18 protein-coding genes are annotated in these 19,224 nt (G+C 37.0%); 15 read left to right on the top strand and 3 right to left on the bottom strand.

The features are described from left to right. Positions 1–493 precede the first annotated feature (493 nt). Positions 494–1,024 (top strand): dihydrofolate reductase family protein, encoded by a 531-nt coding sequence (locus FS486_RS14220; RefSeq protein WP_144512218.1) that lies wholly within the window; start codon positions 494–496, stop codon positions 1,022–1,024. Between the two features lie 108 nt (positions 1,025–1,132). Here the strand turns inward: FS486_RS14220 and FS486_RS14215 are convergent, their stop codons facing one another. Further along, complete coding sequence (locus FS486_RS14215; RefSeq protein WP_144512217.1) at positions 1,133–1,618, bottom strand: antibiotic biosynthesis monooxygenase family protein; 486 nt, start codon at positions 1,616–1,618, stop codon at positions 1,133–1,135. A gap of 204 nt (positions 1,619–1,822) precedes the next feature. Here FS486_RS14215 and hemE point away from each other — a divergent pair, with 204 nt between their 5' ends. Together hemE and hemH are read left to right on the top strand one after the other, a co-directional pair. Continuing rightward, a complete protein-coding gene (gene hemE / locus FS486_RS14210) occupies positions 1,823–2,878 on the top strand; it encodes a uroporphyrinogen decarboxylase (protein WP_144512216.1) in 1,056 nt (351 codons plus the stop codon). Between the two features lie 17 nt (positions 2,879–2,895). Beyond that, the gene (gene hemH, locus FS486_RS14205; protein ID WP_144512277.1) at positions 2,896–3,831 is read left to right on the top strand and encodes a ferrochelatase; all 936 of its coding nucleotides are present in this window, start codon (positions 2,896–2,898) and stop codon (positions 3,829–3,831) included. Positions 3,832–3,863: 32 nt separating this feature from the next. Here the strand turns inward: hemH and FS486_RS14200 are convergent, their stop codons facing one another. Continuing rightward, positions 3,864–4,277, bottom strand: a complete 414-nt coding sequence (locus FS486_RS14200) for a hypothetical protein (RefSeq protein ID WP_144512215.1) — start codon at positions 4,275–4,277, stop codon at positions 3,864–3,866. 476 nt (positions 4,278–4,753) lie between these two features. Between FS486_RS14200 and FS486_RS14195 the strand changes: the two genes are divergently transcribed. The 6 genes from FS486_RS14195 to FS486_RS14170 all read left to right on the top strand — a co-directional run bounded on the left by FS486_RS14195 (position 4,754) and on the right by FS486_RS14170 (position 11,135). Next, a complete protein-coding gene (locus tag FS486_RS14195; RefSeq protein ID WP_144512214.1) occupies positions 4,754–5,692 on the top strand; it encodes a YncE family protein in 939 nt (312 codons plus the stop codon). Then, complete coding sequence (locus FS486_RS14190) at positions 5,689–6,363, top strand: response regulator transcription factor (RefSeq protein ID WP_144512213.1); 675 nt, start codon at positions 5,689–5,691, stop codon at positions 6,361–6,363. The genes FS486_RS14195 and FS486_RS14190 overlap by 4 nt, the downstream gene beginning before the upstream one ends. Then, positions 6,360–7,754: a sensor histidine kinase gene (locus FS486_RS14185; RefSeq protein ID WP_144512212.1), complete on the top strand. Its 1,395-nt coding sequence runs from the start codon at positions 6,360–6,362 to the stop codon at positions 7,752–7,754. Before FS486_RS14190 ends, FS486_RS14185 begins: the two co-directional genes overlap by 4 nt. Continuing rightward, positions 7,751–8,209 (top strand): FixH family protein, encoded by a 459-nt coding sequence (locus tag FS486_RS14180; protein WP_144512211.1) that lies wholly within the window; start codon positions 7,751–7,753, stop codon positions 8,207–8,209. The genes FS486_RS14185 and FS486_RS14180 overlap by 4 nt, the downstream gene beginning before the upstream one ends. Positions 8,210–8,307: 98 nt before the next feature. Further along, positions 8,308–8,877 carry a TetR/AcrR family transcriptional regulator gene (locus FS486_RS14175; RefSeq protein WP_144512210.1) on the top strand — a complete coding sequence of 190 codons (570 nt, stop codon included), beginning with the start codon at positions 8,308–8,310 and terminating at the stop codon, positions 8,875–8,877. Between the two features lie 68 nt (positions 8,878–8,945). Continuing rightward, the gene (locus FS486_RS14170) at positions 8,946–11,135 is read left to right on the top strand and encodes a YhgE/Pip domain-containing protein (RefSeq protein WP_144512209.1); all 2,190 of its coding nucleotides are present in this window, start codon (positions 8,946–8,948) and stop codon (positions 11,133–11,135) included. 53 nt (positions 11,136–11,188) lie between these two features. Here the strand turns inward: FS486_RS14170 and yhfH are convergent, their stop codons facing one another. Next, the gene (gene yhfH / locus FS486_RS14165; RefSeq protein ID WP_144512208.1) at positions 11,189–11,314 is read right to left on the bottom strand and encodes a protein YhfH; all 126 of its coding nucleotides are present in this window, start codon (positions 11,312–11,314) and stop codon (positions 11,189–11,191) included. Positions 11,315–11,436: 122 nt separating this feature from the next. Between yhfH and lplA the strand changes: the two genes are divergently transcribed. From lplA to FS486_RS14135, 6 genes are all read left to right on the top strand, one after another. Beyond that, entirely contained in the window at positions 11,437–12,429 is a 993-nt protein-coding gene (gene lplA / locus FS486_RS14160) for a lipoate--protein ligase (protein WP_144512276.1), read from the top strand. Positions 12,430–12,510: 81 nt separating this feature from the next. After that, positions 12,511–13,236, top strand: coding sequence for a response regulator transcription factor (locus FS486_RS14155; protein WP_395940858.1), 726 nt, complete (start codon positions 12,511–12,513; stop codon positions 13,234–13,236). A gap of 1 nt (position 13,237) precedes the next feature. Continuing rightward, complete coding sequence (locus tag FS486_RS14150; protein WP_144512206.1) at positions 13,238–14,284, top strand: sensor histidine kinase; 1,047 nt, start codon at positions 13,238–13,240, stop codon at positions 14,282–14,284. Beyond that, positions 14,244–15,017: an ABC transporter ATP-binding protein gene (locus tag FS486_RS14145; protein ID WP_144512205.1), complete on the top strand. Its 774-nt coding sequence runs from the start codon at positions 14,244–14,246 to the stop codon at positions 15,015–15,017. Before FS486_RS14150 ends, FS486_RS14145 begins: the two co-directional genes overlap by 41 nt. Next, positions 14,989–16,923, top strand: a complete 1,935-nt coding sequence (locus FS486_RS14140; protein ID WP_144512204.1) for an FtsX-like permease family protein — start codon at positions 14,989–14,991, stop codon at positions 16,921–16,923. Before FS486_RS14145 ends, FS486_RS14140 begins: the two co-directional genes overlap by 29 nt. A 133-nt stretch (positions 16,924–17,056) precedes the next feature. Next, positions 17,057–18,604 (top strand): fatty acid--CoA ligase family protein, encoded by a 1,548-nt coding sequence (locus tag FS486_RS14135; protein ID WP_144512203.1) that lies wholly within the window; start codon positions 17,057–17,059, stop codon positions 18,602–18,604. The last annotated feature ends 620 nt before the right edge of the window (positions 18,605–19,224 follow it).

The raw sequence follows: 19,224 nt of genomic DNA, 5'->3' as shown, positions 1-19,224 counted from the left end.
TTTGTAAAGTTACCTTATTATGAATATTTTAATCATCCAAAAATAGATGCACAACGATATTCGGTTGCTAAGAAACAGGATATAATTTTTCTATTTACAACAAACAACCAGAACTAGAAATGTATCTTCACTCTTTTTTAGAGAATGGTGACACCATTAAGAGAAGTTTTCCTATTATGTATCAACATATTCTCTACTACTCTAATGAATTATTAAAAGGTTCACCAGGCCGTGGGACGTATTGTAAGTTCAGAATGGCATATCCCTTGAAAAAAGCATTGAGAATAGAAATCGAAAATAATTCCAACTTCGATTTAATCCAATCTACGAGGAAGGACATACCGAATGAATTGAAGATTAAGGCGTTTTTAAAGTACTTTAACTTATAATCAGAAGACAACAAGGGCTCATTTTTTTGTATGTGATAAGTTAAGTTGAGATATGTTAGATTGCATAGGGACGTATATTCTATTTCGTTGTAAAGGAGAGCTAAATGAAAAAACGCAATTTGGTACTATTCATTGCTACAAGTTTAGACGGATACATTGCCACGAAAGATGAATCATTAGAATGGTTATTTAATGTGGAAGGTGAAGGCGATAATGGATATTCACAGTTTTATAATACGATTGATACGGTGCTAATGGGCAAAAAAACGTATGATTGGATCATGAAACACGAAACGGGAGAATTTCCATATAAAAATAAAGAATGCTTTGTTTTTACAAGGTCTACTATTGAGCACACGGAAGACGTCAAATTTATTAATGGAAATATAGTCAGCATAACGAATAACTTGAAAAATCAAGAAGGAAAAGACATTTGGATCGTTGGTGGAGGAGAATTGCTGCAATCCTTTATAAAAGAAAAATTAGTAGATGAAATTATTGTAACAGTTGCTCCGACAATAATAGGAAAAGGAATTCCATTATTTAAAGAGGGAGATTATCAGTTAGATTTACATTTAAAAGGCACGAGGGTATTCAATCAATTTGTAGAATTACATTATAGTATTAAAAAGTAATAATATCTTTTCGACTAAGAGGCTCAGTTCATGGAACTGAGCTGTTTATTTTTAACATATAAAAAGCACCGCAATTGCGGTGCAAACGAAAACACATACATAATTAATTTAATCTTCTTGAACGGATGAATAAGTAGAAACATAAGGAGCACTGGTGAAAAAGTGTTGTTTGTCAGCAATCTCGTCAAAGTTCATTGGATGGGATTTCGCCCATACATCATAGCTGTTAGGTCCAGACCATTCACTTAAAATAATGTATGTATCTGAATTGATTGGTTTCAGTACACGGAGCGCGATAAATCCTGGTTCTTGTTCAACAGTAGGGGACAGTTTTGTATATCCATATTCAAAAATTGGTTTACCTTCTTCTGATACGGGAACATGTTGTAGGACAAAGTAACCTTTTTCTGCAAACTGACCTGAAGTTTCTAGTATTTCATATTTTCTAGGTGCTTGAAACACCGTTTTTCCGCTAGTTTCATGGATTAGAACCGAGTTTCCTACACCATGCAACACATATAACTTTTCCTTATCATGTTTCTTTTTTATGGACTCCATAAATTCAGGTGTTCCTGAAGTGATATATAAATTCATTCGAGTACCTCCTCATTTTGTTTATTGCTAGTACTTTTCCCAAAAATACAACTTTAGAAACCCTTTGTTCGTATTTAATATAGTGAAAACAGGACAAATTTATGACAATTACACTATATACGTATACAATAGGAAAGGGAACGACTATAGTGGATACGTATATGAGAAAAACGATCGTAGATAATAGAAAGGCAGGAACTTTGAATGACTACTTTTAATGATACACTGCTTCGTGCGGCACGTGGAGAACAAGTGGAACACACACCAGTTTGGTACATGAGGCAAGCGGGAAGATCACAGCCAGAATATAGAAAAATAAAAGAAAAGTACTCGTTAGAACAAATTACACATGAACCTGAATTATGTGCATATGTAACTCGTTTACCAGTGGAAAATTATAATGTAGACGCTGCAATTTTATATAAAGATATTGTAACTCCGCTTCCAGGAATCGGTGTAGACGTGAAAATAAAAGCTGGTGTTGGTCCAGTCATTTCGAATCCAATTCGTACTGTGCAAGATGTGACCAATCTTGGTGATTTATCACCAGAAGATGACGTACCTTTTGTATTAGAAACGATTAAATTGTTAACAACTGAACAGTTGAATGTTCCGTTAATTGGATTTGCTGGTGCTCCATTTACGTTAGCGAGCTATATGATTGAAGGCGGTCCTTCTAAGAGCTATAACAAAACGAAAGCATTTATGATTTCTGAACCACAGGCATGGTTTGCTTTAATGGACAAACTTGCGGATATGATTGTCGTTTATATAAAAGCACAAGTAAAAGCAGGAGCGAAAGCAATTCAAATTTTCGACTCATGGGTTGGGGCTTTAAACGTAGCGGATTATCGTATTTATATTAAACCTGTCATGACGCGTATTTTCACGGAGCTTCGCGAACTAGGTGTACCCCTTATTACATTTGGTGTAGGGGCAAGCCATCTAGCAATGGAGTGGCATGATCTACCTGTTGATGTAGTTGGTCTCGATTGGCGTTTATCTATCGAAGAAGCACGTGCAAAAGGGCTTACGAAAACGCTTCAAGGAAATTTAGACCCTTCTTTCTTAATAGGTGATTGGGCGGAAATTGAAAAACGCGCAAAACTAATTGTGGAGCAAGGAATAGCGCAACCGGGACATATTTTCAATATTGGACACGGAGTATTCCCTGAAGTTAATCCAGATACTTTAAAACGTTTAACAACATTAGTACATGATTATAGTAGAGAACTTATTGTAGCAAAAAAATCTAACTAAACTTTTTTGAGGTGACTATTATGAAAAAAACAATGGGATTATTAGTAATGGCATATGGAACTCCCTACGAAGAAGCAGACATCGAACGATACTACACACATATTCGTCACGGTCGTAAACCAAGCGATGAGCAATTAGCGGACTTAACTGGTCGTTACAAAGCAATCGGAGGAATTTCTCCCCTTGCTAAAATTACAGAAAACCAAGCAAAAGGTCTTGGCGCGCGTCTGAATGAAGTTCAAGATGAGATAGAATTTAAAGTGTATATTGGATTAAAGCATATTGAGCCTTTCTTAGAGGATGCAGTAGCACAAATGCACAAAGATGGCATTACGGAAGCAGTTTCTATCGTATTGGCACCTCATTTTTCAACATTCTCTGTAAAATCATATAATGGCCGTATTCAAGAAGAAGCAGAAAAACTTGGTAATTTGAAAATTACTTCTGTTGAAAGCTGGTATAACGAGCCAAAATTCATTCAATACTGGAATGAAAAAGTAAGCGAGGCATTTGCTGCAATGTCTGAAGAACAACGCGAAAAAGCATGCTTAATCGTTTCTGCTCACTCCCTTCCAGAAAAAATTCTTGCAATGGGCGATCCGTATGCAGACCAATTAAATGAGACGGCAGACCTAATCGCCAAAGCTGCTGGCGTGAAAAATTACGCAGTCGGCTGGCAAAGTGCTGGACAAACTCCAGAACCTTGGATTGGGCCAGATGTACAAGACTTAACACGTGAATTACACGAAGAAAAAGGATATACAACATTCGTCTATACACCAGTTGGATTTGTAGCAGAGCACTTAGAAGTTCTCTACGATAATGACTATGAGTGTAAAGTAGTATGTGAAGATATCGGAGCGACATACGTACGCCCAGCAATGCCAAACGATCAACCTCAATTCATCGATGCGATGGCAGATGTCGTATTAAAACAGCTTCATATGAAATGAGTAGTGAAACGATAGCTCAGAAAGTCATGCTCTTAGACTTTTTGAGCTTTTTTCACGAAAAAATTTTTTAATTGTAAAAAAGATGAGTTTAGTTGTAAAATTGCCAGGTTTAGTTGTAATAATGAAGCGTTTAGTTGTAAAAGGATAAAATTCCCACTCAAATAAGGCATATTCCCAGACTTTTTGAGCTTTTTTTCACGAAAAGATTTTTTAATTGTAAAAATGGTGAGTTTAGTTGTAAAAATGGCAGGTTTAGTTGTAATAATGAAGCGTTTAGTTGTAAAAGGATAAAATTTCCACTCAAATAAGGCATATTCCCAGACACTTTGAGCTTTTTTCACGGGAAGATTGTTTAGTTGTAAAAAAGATGAGTTTAGTTGTAAAATTGCCAGGTTTAGTTGTAATAATGAAGCGTTTAGTTGTAAAAGGATAAAATTCCCACTCAAATAAGGCATATTCCCAGACTTTTTGAGCTTTTTTTCACGAAAAGATTTTTTAATTGTAAAAATGGTGAGTTTAGTTGTAAAAATGGCAGGTTTAGTTGTAATAATGAAGCGTTTAGTTGTAAAAGGATAAAATTTCCACTAAAAACAAGTCATGTTTCTAGACTTTTGGAGCTTTTTCACGAAAAAAATCGGTTAGTTGTAAAAAAGAGAAGGTTAGTTGTAAAATTAGCGGGTTTAGTTGTAATTCTGAGTCGTTTAGTTGTAAAAGGATAAAACTTCCATTCAAAAAGGCATATTCAACAGACTTTGTGAGCTTTCTTTCCGAAAAAAATTGTTTAGTTGCTATGCTGAATGGTTTAGTTGTAAAAGGATAAAACTTCCACTAAAAAATGCACATTCCATTACGATATGCGAATACTTTACATTTCAAACTTTTTTCACACTTTTTCGGTAAAATGATGGTAGGGGGTGAATTGGTGAGAAAACTAAGCATACTGTTAGTCATGCTTTTACTAAGTGCATGTGCACAGCCTTCGTTACCATCAATTGATCCGTCGGTTGATTTTGTAGCAAGCTTAAATACTGTGGAAGGAACGATTGATTTCATATCTCCTAAGCAGGAAGTATTTGAGACATGGCAGTTGGATGCCGCGTATACAGGGTTTACGTTGGTTTCGGATGATTTGATATTACTATATGGATTTACATTGAAGGAAGCTGTCCTGTTGCAGTTGTCGACTGGCAAACAGATGGCTACTTTTGACGTACAAGAAGGAGCAACCTTTGCCTACGCTTATAATGAAAACATCTATATTGCAAATGGAAAGGAAAATACAGTTTCTCTTTTTAACAAAGAGGGACATCTACTTAAAGAAGCGGCTGCTGGCAATTATCCAATGTCCATGGTTGTAGCTAATGATAATTTATACGTAGTAAACTTTAAGGATGAAATACTTTCAATCTTTTCATTAGGGTTAGAAGAACAAGCGGAATGGGAAATTCCTAATTCTTCGCATGGATTATTAATAAATAAAAATGAACTTTGGCTTGGTGGCCATGGTGCTGGAAGTAAACCGAATCGAGTTATTGAAAGATATAGTTTAGAAACAGGAAAATTACTCGGTGAAGTGGAAGCGCCGATGATGCCGATTAATATGACGAAGGGTTCAAATGGGCATATTTTTGCGGTGAGCCATGGAAGCAGTACTGTTTATGAAATTTCGGAAACAGGGGAGGTACTTTCCTCACTTAAAGCAGGAGCTAATCCGTTTTCTATTGCAACATTTGGAGAAAGTATTGTATTGGCGGGCTATGACGATCATTATATATACTTTATCCAATCAGGAAAAATAATGAATAAGGTACATGTAGGGAAAGGTCCATTTCAGTTAGTCGTAAGGGAGGCAGGCAAATGACAACTATATTAGTAGTAGATGATGAACAAGATATGCGAGGGCTAATTGAATTGCATTTGCGAAAAAGCGGCTTCGATGTGTTACATGCTGAGAACGGTGACGATGCGACTAAAATTGTTTTATTTTCTTCTGTAGATTTAATACTTCTCGACGTAATGATGCCAGAGAAAGATGGATTTGAAGTATGTAAGAAGCTTAGGGAATTTACATCCATACCGATCATTTTTCTAACTGCATTAGATGCTAAAACGGATTTAGTGAAAGGGCTTATGCTCGGTGGCGACGATTATATCGTTAAGCCTTTTACTGCGATAGAACTGACAGCTAGAATTAACGCCATTTTAAGAAGAACGGGAACCGAAGTTAAAGATGGCAAGATTATAAAAGGTGTATTAGTAAATGATCCCGGTGCAAGACAGATGTTAAATGGAGATAAAAAAATTAATCTTACACTCAAAGAATATGAATTGCTCCATTTATTTATGGACAATGAAGGAAAAGTCTTTTCTAGAGAGCAGTTACTAGAAAGGATTTGGGGCTTAGATTACGAGGGTGGAACACGGACAGTAGATACACATATTAAAACGCTTCGTTTAAAGCTTGGAAGTGTTGCAGCTAAATATATAGAAACGGTATGGGGCATCGGCTATCGTTTTGAGGTACAGGAATGAAAAAGCTATCCGTAAAAATTTGGATGCTGCTTCTCGTTTTTATTGTAACTACCATTGTTTTTTTAGTCGTATTTACAAACTTTTTGTATGAAGAGCTATATGTGCAACATACGGAAACCTCTATGAAGGAAGTAGCAGAAAGCCTGCAGCGTACATATAAAGGCGGGCCCGTCACGAATGCTTTTATTGAACAAACAGAGGATTATAATCGATTTTCAGACGTAGAAGTATTTACAGTTCGAAATCCGAGAGAATTGAGTGCCTGCCTGCCTTTTGATATTGACTATGACACGTTAATAGGTGCAGAGGAAAGGGCGCAATTGGTTAACGGAAATGCTGTAACGAAGCGTGGATATGAAAAACGATTTGAACGAGAAGTGGTATCTGTTATATATCCACTTGTTGATGAGAATCGATTAGAAGGAATTATTTACTTATATGTCCCTTTAACGAAAATAACAGAATTGGCATCAAAGGAAGTTCTCTTTTTAATACTCATCGTTTCTATTTTGTTAGTTTGCTTGGCGTATATTAGTTTGAAGAGCTTGCAAAGAGTACTGAAGCCATTAGCAAAGTTAAAAGAGGCGTCGATTTCCATGGCTGCAGGTAAATATGACACCCGTGTCGATGTCGAATCTCAAGACGAAGTTGGCGAACTGGCGCAAACTTTTAACCAAATGGCGGAATCTATTCAATTAGAAGATGAAAAAAAGCGGGACTTCTTATCTGTAGTTTCCCATGAACTTCGTACGCCAATCAGTTATATAAAAGGATATGGAGAAGCATTTGAGCAGCAGCTTATACCCGATGAGAAAAAGATGGAAATATATTCGCTTATCGTGCGGGAAGCAAATCGTATGCAGAAGCTGACAAATGACTTGCTCACCGTTGCTAGATCAGAGACATTAGAAGAAGTGGAAACAAGCCCACTCGTGTTAGCCGAAACTGTACGGGAAGTATTACAGCTTGTAAAACCAATGGCCATCGAAAAAGAAATAACGTTTTCTCTATTAGTAGATGAAGAAACAATTTTGGCAGCAGACGAGCAAAAAACGAAACAAATTTTTATTAATATTTTGGAAAATGCTATTAGGTATTCTCCTAATTCATCAAACATCACAATCGCTAATAAAACAACGAAAAAGGATACAATTATTCAAATTACGGATGAAGGTTGTGGTATGGAGCAAGAACATCTACTACATATTACAGAGCGTTTTTACCGAGTAAATCAAGCGAGAAGTCGCTCAGATGGGGGTACGGGCTTAGGGTTATCTATAGCTTCCCAATTAGTAGACGTCCAAAAGGGCAGTCTTGCATTCGAAAGTGTTGTAGGAAAAGGTACAACTGTATATATTACATTACCAATTTGGGAGGATTCATACACATGAAAAAAATGATAGTAGCTGTCGCATTAACAGCAATGACTTTAGCGGGATGTGGGACGAAAGAGGCAACAAATATAGATCAAGGGGAGACGAAATTCGAAGAGATAGTAGTTCAAATACAAACTGCTGAACAATTACCTGTTAATGAGGAAGTTGTTTTGTCTGCTAAAGTGACACAAGGGGAAAAAGCAGTAGATGATGCGGATTCGGTTGAATTTGAAGTATGGGAATCGGGTATGCGTGATGATGGAAAAATGGTGGAAGGTGTATTAACAAAAGACGGAGTGTATGAAGCCAATTATACATTCGATCATGATGGGGTATATTATATGTTTGCTCATACGACTGCAAGAGGACTTCACACGATGCCGAAACAAAAGCTAACTGTTGGAAATCCGGATTTAAGTAAAGTAATGCCAGATGAGGACGATGATTCAATGAGTAATATGCACCATTAAAAAATACTTGCAATCACATAAAAGTTGAAGTAATATAATGACTAGATGACCGAAATGGTTTTCTGGTCATTTTTTAGTTGGAAATGGAGAGTTGCCAAATGGATCGAAAAAAAGAAATCTTGGAAGCTGCAACGAGATCTTTTTCGCTTTTCGGCTATAAAGCTACGACGATGGAGCAAATAGCAAAAATTGCAAATGTAGGTAAAGGAACTATCTACACTTTTTTTGAAAACAAAGAAGTGCTTTTTCAAGAAATCGTCATGAGAATGATTTCCGAGATGAAGCAGGAGGCTACGAATGTAATTCAAGAAGGTGCTTCTTTCCAAGAAAACGCCCACGCCGCGTTGATGAAAATGTTAGAATTTCGAGAAACCCATCAACTATATGCTAAAATTGTGGACGAGGAAAAAGATTGGCGAACACCTGCTGTCAAACAAATGCTGCATCAAACGGAGCAGGCAATTGTTACATTCATCAAAGAGAAGATCGATAAGTATGCAGCAAAAGGTGAATTGAGACAAGTAAACAGTGAACTTGTAGCATATTTATTATTTAAGGCTTATCTTGCGTTTATCAATGATTGGAATATGACACATGACGAGTCACTACCTGAAGTAGAAATCGTAAACTTTTTTCAAGAAACAATTTTTCGCAGTCTCTTAGTTTGAGACTCATTTTTTTGTTAATGAATGACCAAATGAACATTATAGTCAATTAGTTTTAGGAGGAAAATGGAATGATCAAAGCACAGTGGAAAGCGATATTGACGAATCGCAAATTATTGATTCCTATTATCGCAATATTATTCATACCTGTTTTGTATGCAGGAATGTTTTTATGGGCATTTTGGGACCCATATGCAGGCTTAGAAGATTTACCAGTAGCAATAGTCAATTCAGACGAAGGCGCGGAAATGGAAGGATTGGAGCTAAAGCTTGGAGAAACGTTAAAAGATAAGCTGATCGATAGCAAGCAATTCAATTTTAAATCTGTGTCGAAAAAAGAGGCACTACAAGGACTAGAAGATCAGGACTATTATTTACTTATTGAAATTCCTGAGAACTTCTCACAGCATGCGACTACTTTATTAGACGAACAGCCAGAAAAAATGGTCATTACGTATAAAGCAAATGAAGGATATAATTTCCTAGCATCTCAAATTGGTGGGACTGCAATGGATCGAATTCGTGCAGAAGTAAATAAAGAAGTGACATCTACTTACGCAGAGCAGCTTTTCGATTCGATCACTAAAATAGGTGATGGTTTTGCGGAAGCTTCAGATGGCGCTGGTCAGTTAAAAGATGGTGCTTCAGAAATAGATAACGGAGCAAACGATTTAAAAGGTTATTTAGAACAACTAGCAAGCAGCACAATTGAACTTCGAGATGGAACAAATACAGTAGTAGACGGCATACAGTCAGCTGCGAAAGGCTCAACTCAACTAAATGACGGGATTTCTAAATTGACTGATGGATCTACTCAGTTAGCAGATGGTGCAAACCAAACAGCAACAGGTGCAGGTGCTTTGAAAAAAGGTATTAGCGATTATACAGCAGGCGTTGCAAAATTAAATGAAAGCTATCAATTACTTAGTGAGAAAGATAAAGCGTTAGTCGCTTCATTGGCTCAGTTACAAAACAGTTCCGCGACATTGAATGATAGCGCGAACCAATTATCAAAAGGTGCTACTCAAGTAAGCACTGGTATTAAAGCGTTAGCTACTCAAATGGAGCAAATAGGGGCTGCACTTCCAGCAGAACAGGCAGCGGCTTTGACAGAAACTCTTAAACAATTAGAATCAGGTAGTTCCACTGTATCTGCTGGATTGGAAAAACTGGCAGCTGGAACAACTGCATTATCGAATGGAACAGCTCAAGTGCATAATGGAGCAGCACAATTACATGCAGGATATACACAAGCAGGGCAAGGCGTTGCAAAACTTAATGGATCATCTGCAGCATTAGCGGAAGGTTCTTCAAGTCTAGCAGCAGGGACAAACACATTAGCAACAAAAATGAAAGAATTTAACGCTGGTATCCAACAAGCATATACAGGTTCAACAAACTTAGTAAGCGGGCTAAATCAATTAGCTGGTGGTTCAACGAAATTACAAGAAGGAACTGGTACGCTAGCTGAAAAATCTGGAGAACTTGCAGGTGGCTCTACTAAACTAGCAGATGGAACAAAAGCTTTAGTCGATGGAACAAATACTTTGCAAACTAGCCTAGAAGATGCAAGCAAAGAGGTTGGGGACGTAAAAGCTAATGACGCAACTTTCGATATGATTTCATCTCCAGTAGATGTAGATGCAAAATCTGTAAATGCAGTGCCAAACTATGGTACTGGATTCACTCCATACTTCTTGTCACTTGGTTTATTCGTTGGGGCATTGATGATTTCTATCATATTCCCACTCGTAGAGCCAGCTATCAAGCCAACAAATGGAGCATCATGGTTTACAAGTAAAGTAACGGTTCTTGGGGTTGTAGGAATTATTCAGTCCTTAATCGCAGTAGCTATCGCATTATTTGCACTTAAATTAGAAACACAAAACGTTGGAATGTTCATCCTAACAACGATTATTACGAGCTTTACATTCTTAGCGATGATCCAATTATTTGTTTCGGTTCTAAGTAATGCTGGTCGATTCTTGGCTATTCTTGTGTTAATCCTTCAATTAACTACAAGTGCAGGAACATTCCCATTAGAATTGATTCCACAGCCGTTACAAGTTTTCAATAAACTATTACCGATGACTTATTCTGTTCAAGCATTTAAAGCAGCTATTTCAACAGGTAATATGAGTACTTTATGGGCGAGCAATGGTGTACTTATTGGATTTATGGTAGTATGTCTTGTCTTAACTCTTGGCTACTTCTTGTTCATGTTCAAAAAAAATCACTCACAACAAACTGCAGAAGCATAATACAAAGCGCTTGGCTCTAAACAGAGAGCCGAGCGCTTTTACTGTTCTTATAATTATACGTTGTTGCATTTATCACATTGATTTCCATAGCACTCATGCTGTTCTTCTATTGTTTCACCACATGTAGCGCATGTTTTTTCAGGCAGGTTACGGAAAAATTCAATTACGTTTTCTAACATAGTTGTTCCACCTCCATCTGTTATATAACTGTTTAAGTTTTGTTTATTGTAATATAACACAGATTATTTTGTCAACAAATTGTTTTGTTTTTTGGTAAAATAGGAGTAAAGGAGCGATGACCATGTTTTTTATTGATAATAAAGGTATAACTGATCCACGTATAAATCTAGCAATTGAAGAGTATGCATTGAATACAATGGATGTAGAAAAAGACTCTTTCCTGTTGTTTTACATAAATCAGCCATCGATCATTATTGGAAGAAACCAAAATACTGTAGAAGAAATTAATACAGATTTTGTAGAGAAAAATGGGATTATCCCTGTCCGTAGACTTTCAGGCGGTGGGGCTGTGTATCATGATTTAGGAAATCTGAACTTTAGCTTTTTAACGAAAGACGATGGGGACAGCTTCCGTAACTTTAAAAAGTTTACACAGCCAGTTGTAGACGCTTTACAGAACATGGGTGTGAACGCTGAGTTATCCGGTCGTAATGATATATTGGCAGAAGGTAAAAAAATCTCTGGGAATGCCCAGTTTTCTACTCGTGGTAGAATGTTTAGCCACGGCACATTAATGTTTGATACAGAAATTGATGCAGTTGTATCTGCACTAAAAGTAAGTAAAGAAAAAATCGAATCAAAAGGTATAAAATCGGTTCGTAGCCGTGTAACCAATATTGCTGAGCTATTGAAAGAACCTATGACGATTGAGCAGTTCCGCTCAGAAATTCTTTCCTCCATTTTTGGTGGAGAAGAAAATATTCAATATTGGGAGCTTACAGAAGAGGATTGGGAAAATATCCATAAGCTTTCAGAAGAACGTTATCAACAATGGGATTGGAATTTCGGTAAATCACCTAAATTTAATATGAAACACTCGCATCGATTCCCAACTGGTGGGGTAGACGTCCGATTAGAAGTGAATAAAGGAATAATAGAAGAAGTGAAAGTATATGGAGACTTCTTTGGTGTAGGTGATATGGGAGAAGTCGAGAAATTATTGACTGGTAAGCCGTACAGTAAGCAAGCAATTGAAGAAGCCTTAGAAACGATTGATGTACCAAAATATTTCGGTGGTATTTCAAAGGAAGAACTAGTTCATCTTATTTATTAAATCGTTTTTTTTATTAATTATGGCAGGGTCTAACATATTAGCGTATGTTAGGCCTTTTTTTGATATGATAAAGTAAGATGAATGTTACGGAGGAGGATTTTAGTGACGATACACCGCGTGTTAGTAGTAGAAGATGATCTAAAAATTGCAGCACTGCTTGCAGATACTTTACGAAAATACCATTATGAAGTACATACAATTGAAGACTTTGACCATATAATCGAGGAGTTTACTGCGTTTGATCCCCATATTGTGTTATTGGATGTGAATTTACCATCTTATGATGGGTACTATTGGTGCCGTCAGCTTCGTCAGCTTACGACTTGCCCAATTATTTTTGTTTCGGCTAGATCTGGCGAAATGGATCAAATATTTGCGCTGGAAAACGGTGGAGATGATTTTATAACGAAGCCTTTTCATTACGAAATCGTCCTAGCTAAAATACGGAGCCATTTAAGAAGAACGTATGGTGAATATGCTGCCAAACAAGAAGAACGTGTTATAAAAGTTGGAAAACTACAGCTCTACATGGAACGTATGGAATTGCACACGATTAAAGAAGAGATTCCTCTTCAAAAGAAAGAGTGTACCATATTAGAATTGTTGCTGAAAAATTACCCGAAGTTAGTAACAAGAGAACAGTTGCTAGAGGAACTATGGGATGATCAGTCATTTGTTGACGAGAATACGTTGAATGTAAATATGACGAGAGTACGTAAAAAGTTGGCGGATTATGGAGTACTATCTACAATTGAAACTGTTCGAGGAGCGGGCTATCGTTTAAATCTTAGTCCAGAGGAAGCTTAATATGTTCCGACTATTTATAAGAGAGCATTTACTATTTTTAATTTTTCAATTTTCATTAGTTCTATTTGTGATGCTTCTGTACTGGTTGGACGGCTTTCGAAATCTTGATACCGCTATCTATTCCATTGTTATTAGTAGTATATTAACTCTTACTTTTTTAGGCACGTTATTTGTGAAGAAATATGCTTTTTATAAAAAAATTCTTTCCGTCCCAACGAAAATAGAAGTAGTGCTACAAAGAGAAGCACAATCTCCGGAGATTAGACAAGTAGAGAACTATTTACAGCATATTTACCGTTTATATCAAAAAGAAGTACAGCTTCTATATGCTAGTCAAAATAGACATTTACAATTTATGAATAGCTGGGTTCATCAAATGAAGACCCCCATTTCCGTACTCGAGCTAATGATACAAGAGAATGAGCAATTAGATTCCAAAAGTGTGGCTGAAGAAATGGACCGACTAAAGCGGGGATTAGAAGCAGTATTAATGAATGCAAGACTTGATACATTCGAAGAAGATATGCAAATAGAGCAAGTAGATTTAAAACGATTAGTAACCGAAGTAGTCACCGAAAATAAGCGACTATTCATCGGTAAGCATGTGTTTCCAGTAATAACAATGGAGGAAGACTGTATTATTACTTCAGATGCGAAATGGATTCGTTATGTTATTGCACAATTCTTAACGAATGCAGTTAAATATACGTTCGAGAAAAATAAAAAAGTGTATTTTGAAACGAAGATAGAGGATAAACTAGTAGTGTTTTCTGTTAAGGATGAAGGAATCGGAATACCGGCATCTGATATTAAAAGAGTGACAAAAGCATTCTTTACTGGAGAAAATGGCCGTAAAACTGGGGAGTCTACTGGGATGGGTTTGTACTTAGCACAGGAAGTTTGCAATCGTCTCGGCCATCAAATGAATATTACATCCGTTGTGGGACAAGGTACAACTATTTCCATCTTATTTGAGCAACAAGAATTAAGAAAGCGAGGTGAGCAAGATGTCCATATTAATACTGGAGGAAGTAACGAAAGTATATGAAGGAAAGGTAGCACATCTAGCAATCAATCAATTAAGTTTTGAAGTAGAAAAGGGTGAGTTTATTGCTGTAATGGGGCCTTCCGGAAGTGGAAAAACAACTTTACTAAACATCATTTCGACAATCGATCGTCCAACCTCAGGTACTATTACGATTAGTGGCTTAAAGCCAGCAGAGCTAGATAAAAATGATTTGTCTCTTTTTAGAAGAAGGCAGCTCGGCTTTGTTTTCCAAGATTTTAATCTGCTCCCAGCGTTAACGGTCGAAGAAAATATGGTATTACCTTTAACCCTCGATGGACAATCGGTAGAAACGATGAAAGAAAAAGTGCAAGAGATAGCAGAGCATTTAAGTTTAACGTCTATTTTAGAAAAAAGACCTTCTGAAATTTCTGGAGGTCAAGCGCAAAGAACCGCGATAGGCCGTGCCCTCATACACAATCCCAGTATTATTCTCGCCGATGAACCTACTGGAAATCTAGATTCGAAAGCAGCAAAGGATGTATTAGAAATACTCTCACAAGTCAATAAAGTTAGTCAAACAACGATAATGATGGTCACACATGATCCAATTGCTGCGAGTTACTGTGACCGTGTGCTTTTTATAAAAGATGGAGAATACTTTAATGAAATATATAAAGATGATCGAAGACAAACGTTTTTCCAACGAATCCTTAATGTGTTGTCTTTATTAGGTGGAAATGTAAATGACCTTTCAACAATTCGCTTATCATAACGTCATTCGTAATAGTCGGATATATGCCGCATTTTTCATGGCAAGTATTTTTTCCGTTATGGTGTTTTTTGTGTATTCTATGCTCATGTTTCATCCAAATATCGAAGACCAATTTTTACGGGATGTGGCTTTCGGTGGAATGCTCGTTGCTCAAGTCATTCTCATTGTTTTTACACTGTTTTTTTTATTTTATTCGATGAGTGCTTTTTTACAGGCAAGGCTTCACGAGTTTGGAATTTTGTTAAATCTAGGGATGGAAAGACAGCAGTTAAATCGTTTAATCTTTTTAGAAACAATGATCTTAGGGTTTATCTCGATTACAGTAGGCATTTTCTTTGGGTTTTCATTTTCTAAGTTTTTCTTTATGGTCATTCGAGAATTGTTTCTGTTGGACAGTCTGCCACTTTACCTATCTTGGAAGCCTTTTGCTTTAACCATTATCGTGTTTTTATCATTATTTATCATCATTTCTATTAGCAGTGTTGTATTCATCCGTAAAAAAGAAATCATTCAATTGCTAAAAGGGTATGGGCAACAAAATGAACAAGTTTCTTATAAAAAAGGAAAAGCAGTATTAGGGATATTCTTGCTTGTAGCAGCTTATGGACTTGTTATTTTGTCTGTTTTTCACATGAATATATTTACGAGTCTTCTTATTGTCTTACTAGCTTTTGTAGGAACCTATTTCTTTTATACTGATAGCATTTTGTATGTTCTTAGTATTCTTCGGAAAAAGAAAAGTTTATATTGGCATTCATTTCGTTTAATTGCTTTTGCCGAGGCTTCGATTAAAATTCGGGAAAATGCCCGGATGTTTTTCGTTGTGACAATCGTTTCGACCATTGCGTTTTTATCTGTAGGGGTAGTCACTTCTTTCACTTCCTTTACCGCACAATATCGGGAGTTAAACCCAGTCAGTATTTTCTATTCGAGTGATTGGGACAATCCATTCGAAAAAGAACATATCATGAATCTATCACGAGAACTCCAAAGAGAAGGCCTATCATATGAATTGGTAAAATTTAATGTGAAAAAACAGACCTCCTCTAACTCTCAGGAAGTAGTAAATTTAATAAAAGAATCGGAAGTAAATAGTCTAGCTGTCGCATTAAAAATTCCTTTGATCGATTTAAGTCAAGGGGAGGCTCTATTAGTTTCCAATACCCAAGCAGACTTTGGAAATATTCGCAAAGAAGAAGAACAGACAGTACTCGAAGAAAGCAGTGTACCTATTCAAATTCAAGGGGTCTATAAACATCTGATATTTCCTTCTTTGGCGATAAAAAATAGATCATTCATTATTAGCGATGAAGATTTCAATCTAATAACGGAGCCACTGTTTGGTTTTGGAATAAAACAATCGAGCACAACTTTTTTTGCATTTCATGTACCTGAGTGGCTACGTACGAAAGATGTAGGAACAGATTTAGACAAAATTATGACGGCAACGATGGGAACCTCTGAAGTGAATCCCAATCCGTTTTACTTTGTTAACCCTGGATTAAACTATTCCATTATTCGAGCTACGTTTGCACTATTATTGTTTACGGGCTTACTTGTAGCAGCAGTTCTCTTGCTCGCGGCGGGTAGTTTTGTATATTTTAAACTATACACAGATTTGGAAAGGGATAAAAAGCAATATGATGTGTTGCGTAGAATGGGTGTGACTGATCAAGAACTCGTGAAAATCGTAAACCGACAGCTCGTGCCGCAATTCTTTTTACCGTGGGGGCTTGCAATGATTCATAGTACTTTCTCTTTTATATTCCTACAAGCTTTTTGGGTTGATTTGGCTGCCGTTTCTATAGCTATGGAAATGTTACTAGTGTTACTAGCTTTTACTGTCATTCAAGTTTCTTATTTTTACTTAATACGTTGGCGATATATTGCTCATATACAAGATTGAAAGAGGATGGTGTCCCACAGTCTTCTTTCAATCTATTTGCATTTGATTATTGAATAGTCAAAACTTTTCTTATATAATGAATTTGGGGATTATGAATGAATACTCATTCAAGTAAAAGATGGGAGACGAAAATATGAGCTTAGTTTCACGTGTTCAACAAGTTGCTTCGTTGCATCCAACTAAAATTGCGTATCATTTTATGGGGAAAGACACGACTTATGCTGAATTTGAACAATCTGTCGAGCGATTTGCAGGTGCGCTTCAAGCTTTAGGAATTGAAAAAGGGGATCATGTTGGTTTTTTGTTAGGCAATTCACCACATTTTTTAATTTCTTTATATGCAACGATGCGTATTGGTGCGACTGCAGTTCCGATCAATCCGATTTATACACCTGATGAAATCAGCTATATTGTAAAAAATAGTGACGCGAAAGCGATTATAGCACTAGATGCTTTGCTACCTTTAGTAGAAAAAGCGGCTGGTGTGTTTACATCTGTAGAAAACTATATTATTTGTGAAACACAGCAGGATACGGCAGAAAAATTAGCGGCCCTACCAGGTCATTTGAAAGGAAAAGTGAAATCGTTTTCATCTTTACTTGCTTCATCGACAGAACGTGTGGAGCCAGCGGTAATGTCACCAGATGACACAGCGGTTATTTTGTATACATCAGGTACTACTGGGTATCCAAAAGGCGCGATGCTTACATACAAGAATGTCTATTCGAATGCGCGTGATGTAGCCGAGTATTTAAGTATAAATACCGATGATCGTGTCATTACAACGCTTCCTGTTTTTCATGTTTTTGCTTTAACTGTCGTTGTCAATGCTCCACTATTAATGGGTGCCACTCTATTATTAGTTCCAAGATTTAGTCCACAAGATGTATTTCAGATTGCAAGAGAACATAAGGCGACCGTATTTGCAGGAGTGCCTACGATGTACAATTTTTTATATCAGTTTCCAGGGGATCATGTGGAGGATTTTTCCACAATTCGTTTGGCCATTTCCGGTGGATCTTCATTGCCAGTGGCGTTGCTTCATAATTTTGAAAATAAGTTTAACGTACGAGTTTCAGAGGGGTATGGATTATCGGAAGCTTCTCCGGTAACTTGCTTCAATCCGATTGATCGAGATAGAAAACCGGGCTCCATTGGTACTAATATTATTAACGTCGAAAACAAAGTAGTGAACGAGTTAGGTGAGGAAGTTCCCGTAGGTCAAGTAGGAGAGCTAATCGTTCGCGGTCCTAACGTGATGAAGGGCTATTATAAAATGCCAGAAGAAACGGAAAATGCTATTCGGAACGGCTGGTTGTACACAGGGGATCTTGCTAGACAGGACGAAGAAGGTTACTTCTATATTGTCGATCGTAAAAAAGATATGATCATCGTCGGAGGGTATAATGTGTATCCACGTGAGGTAGAAGAAGTACTATTTGATCATCCAAGTATTATTGAAGCTGCAGTCATCGGTGTTCCCGATCCCAATTTTGGTGAAGAGGTATTGGCCTTTGTGGTGAAAAAAGATGCTTCTTTAACGGAAGAACAATTACATGATTACTGCGCAGAAAAGTTAGCAAAATATAAAGTTCCAAAGCGATTTGAGTTTTTAGAAGAACTACCTAAAAATACAACAGGCAAGATTATGAGACGTTCTTTGAAACAGCAAAAAGTATAATAGGTTTATAAATTGCTCCTTATTCGTTAAGAAAAGGAGCAGTTTTTTATTTTGTTTTAGATTTTAATTAGGTGGTGCTAATGACTGTAGGAAAGCGCGTCTTAACAGGTAACCGCTATGATTTTCTCTGCTTACGGACGCTTTCCGCCGGGTGAGCGATGAGCCAGCCCCGCCGCTTAGGCGTCGTTGGGCTGTCGCATTTGCCCACATCGGAACAAAGGCTAAGAGCGCCACCTCGTGTGGCAACGCCTTCGTGACCAACATCATGTTGGCCTCGGCAGGAGTCGCCTCCAGCAGAGAAAATCAAAGAAAACTGCTTATCTTCCAGTATAGACTTGCAAAAAAATATCCAGTTTTTTCGTATGGGAAAATCCAATAAATGGACTAGGGTAACCAATTTATCATGTGAGTAACCAGATTATGATTTCCTCACATAATAGGGACGATGTGTCTCTATCCAAGCTTAATAGTTTCATCTGTTCAAAACGTTGTGAGTAACAACTGATATTCTGGCTTGCTTACCTTTACTTGGAGAATTGGTTGCGCTCGTTGCCAATTTGGTTGCTTTCAAGCTCAAACTGGTTGCGTTAAGTATTGAATTGGTTGCTTTCACGAGCTAA

Origin of the sequence: Bacillus sp. FJAT-22090 (assembly GCF_007676755.1) — a bacterium.
GTDB lineage: Bacteria > Bacillota > Bacilli > Bacillales_A > Planococcaceae > Psychrobacillus.
This window is presented reverse-complemented; position numbering and strand designations above follow the sequence as displayed.

Coding starts and splice junctions, on each gene's coding strand:
- FS486_RS14220 (WP_144512218.1), top strand. CDS start 494: ATGAAAAAACGCAATTTGGTACTATTCATTGCTACAAGTTTAGACGGA.
- FS486_RS14215 (WP_144512217.1), bottom strand. CDS start 1,618: ATGAATTTATATATCACTTCAGGAACACCTGAATTTATGGAGTCCATA.
- hemE (WP_144512216.1), top strand. CDS start 1,823: ATGACTACTTTTAATGATACACTGCTTCGTGCGGCACGTGGAGAACAA.
- FS486_RS14190 (WP_144512213.1), top strand. CDS start 5,689: ATGACAACTATATTAGTAGTAGATGATGAACAAGATATGCGAGGGCTA.
- FS486_RS14185 (WP_144512212.1), top strand. CDS start 6,360: ATGAAAAAGCTATCCGTAAAAATTTGGATGCTGCTTCTCGTTTTTATT.
- FS486_RS14180 (WP_144512211.1), top strand. CDS start 7,751: ATGAAAAAAATGATAGTAGCTGTCGCATTAACAGCAATGACTTTAGCG.
- FS486_RS14175 (WP_144512210.1), top strand. CDS start 8,308: ATGGATCGAAAAAAAGAAATCTTGGAAGCTGCAACGAGATCTTTTTCG.
- FS486_RS14170 (WP_144512209.1), top strand. CDS start 8,946: ATGATCAAAGCACAGTGGAAAGCGATATTGACGAATCGCAAATTATTG.
- yhfH (WP_144512208.1), bottom strand. CDS start 11,314: ATGTTAGAAAACGTAATTGAATTTTTCCGTAACCTGCCTGAAAAAACA.
- lplA (WP_144512276.1), top strand. CDS start 11,437: ATGTTTTTTATTGATAATAAAGGTATAACTGATCCACGTATAAATCTA.
- FS486_RS14155 (WP_395940858.1), top strand. CDS start 12,511: ATGTTACGGAGGAGGATTTTAGTGACGATACACCGCGTGTTAGTAGTA.
- FS486_RS14150 (WP_144512206.1), top strand. CDS start 13,238: ATGTTCCGACTATTTATAAGAGAGCATTTACTATTTTTAATTTTTCAA.
- FS486_RS14145 (WP_144512205.1), top strand. CDS start 14,244: ATGTCCATATTAATACTGGAGGAAGTAACGAAAGTATATGAAGGAAAG.
- FS486_RS14140 (WP_144512204.1), top strand. CDS start 14,989: ATGACCTTTCAACAATTCGCTTATCATAACGTCATTCGTAATAGTCGG.
- FS486_RS14135 (WP_144512203.1), top strand. CDS start 17,057: ATGAGCTTAGTTTCACGTGTTCAACAAGTTGCTTCGTTGCATCCAACT.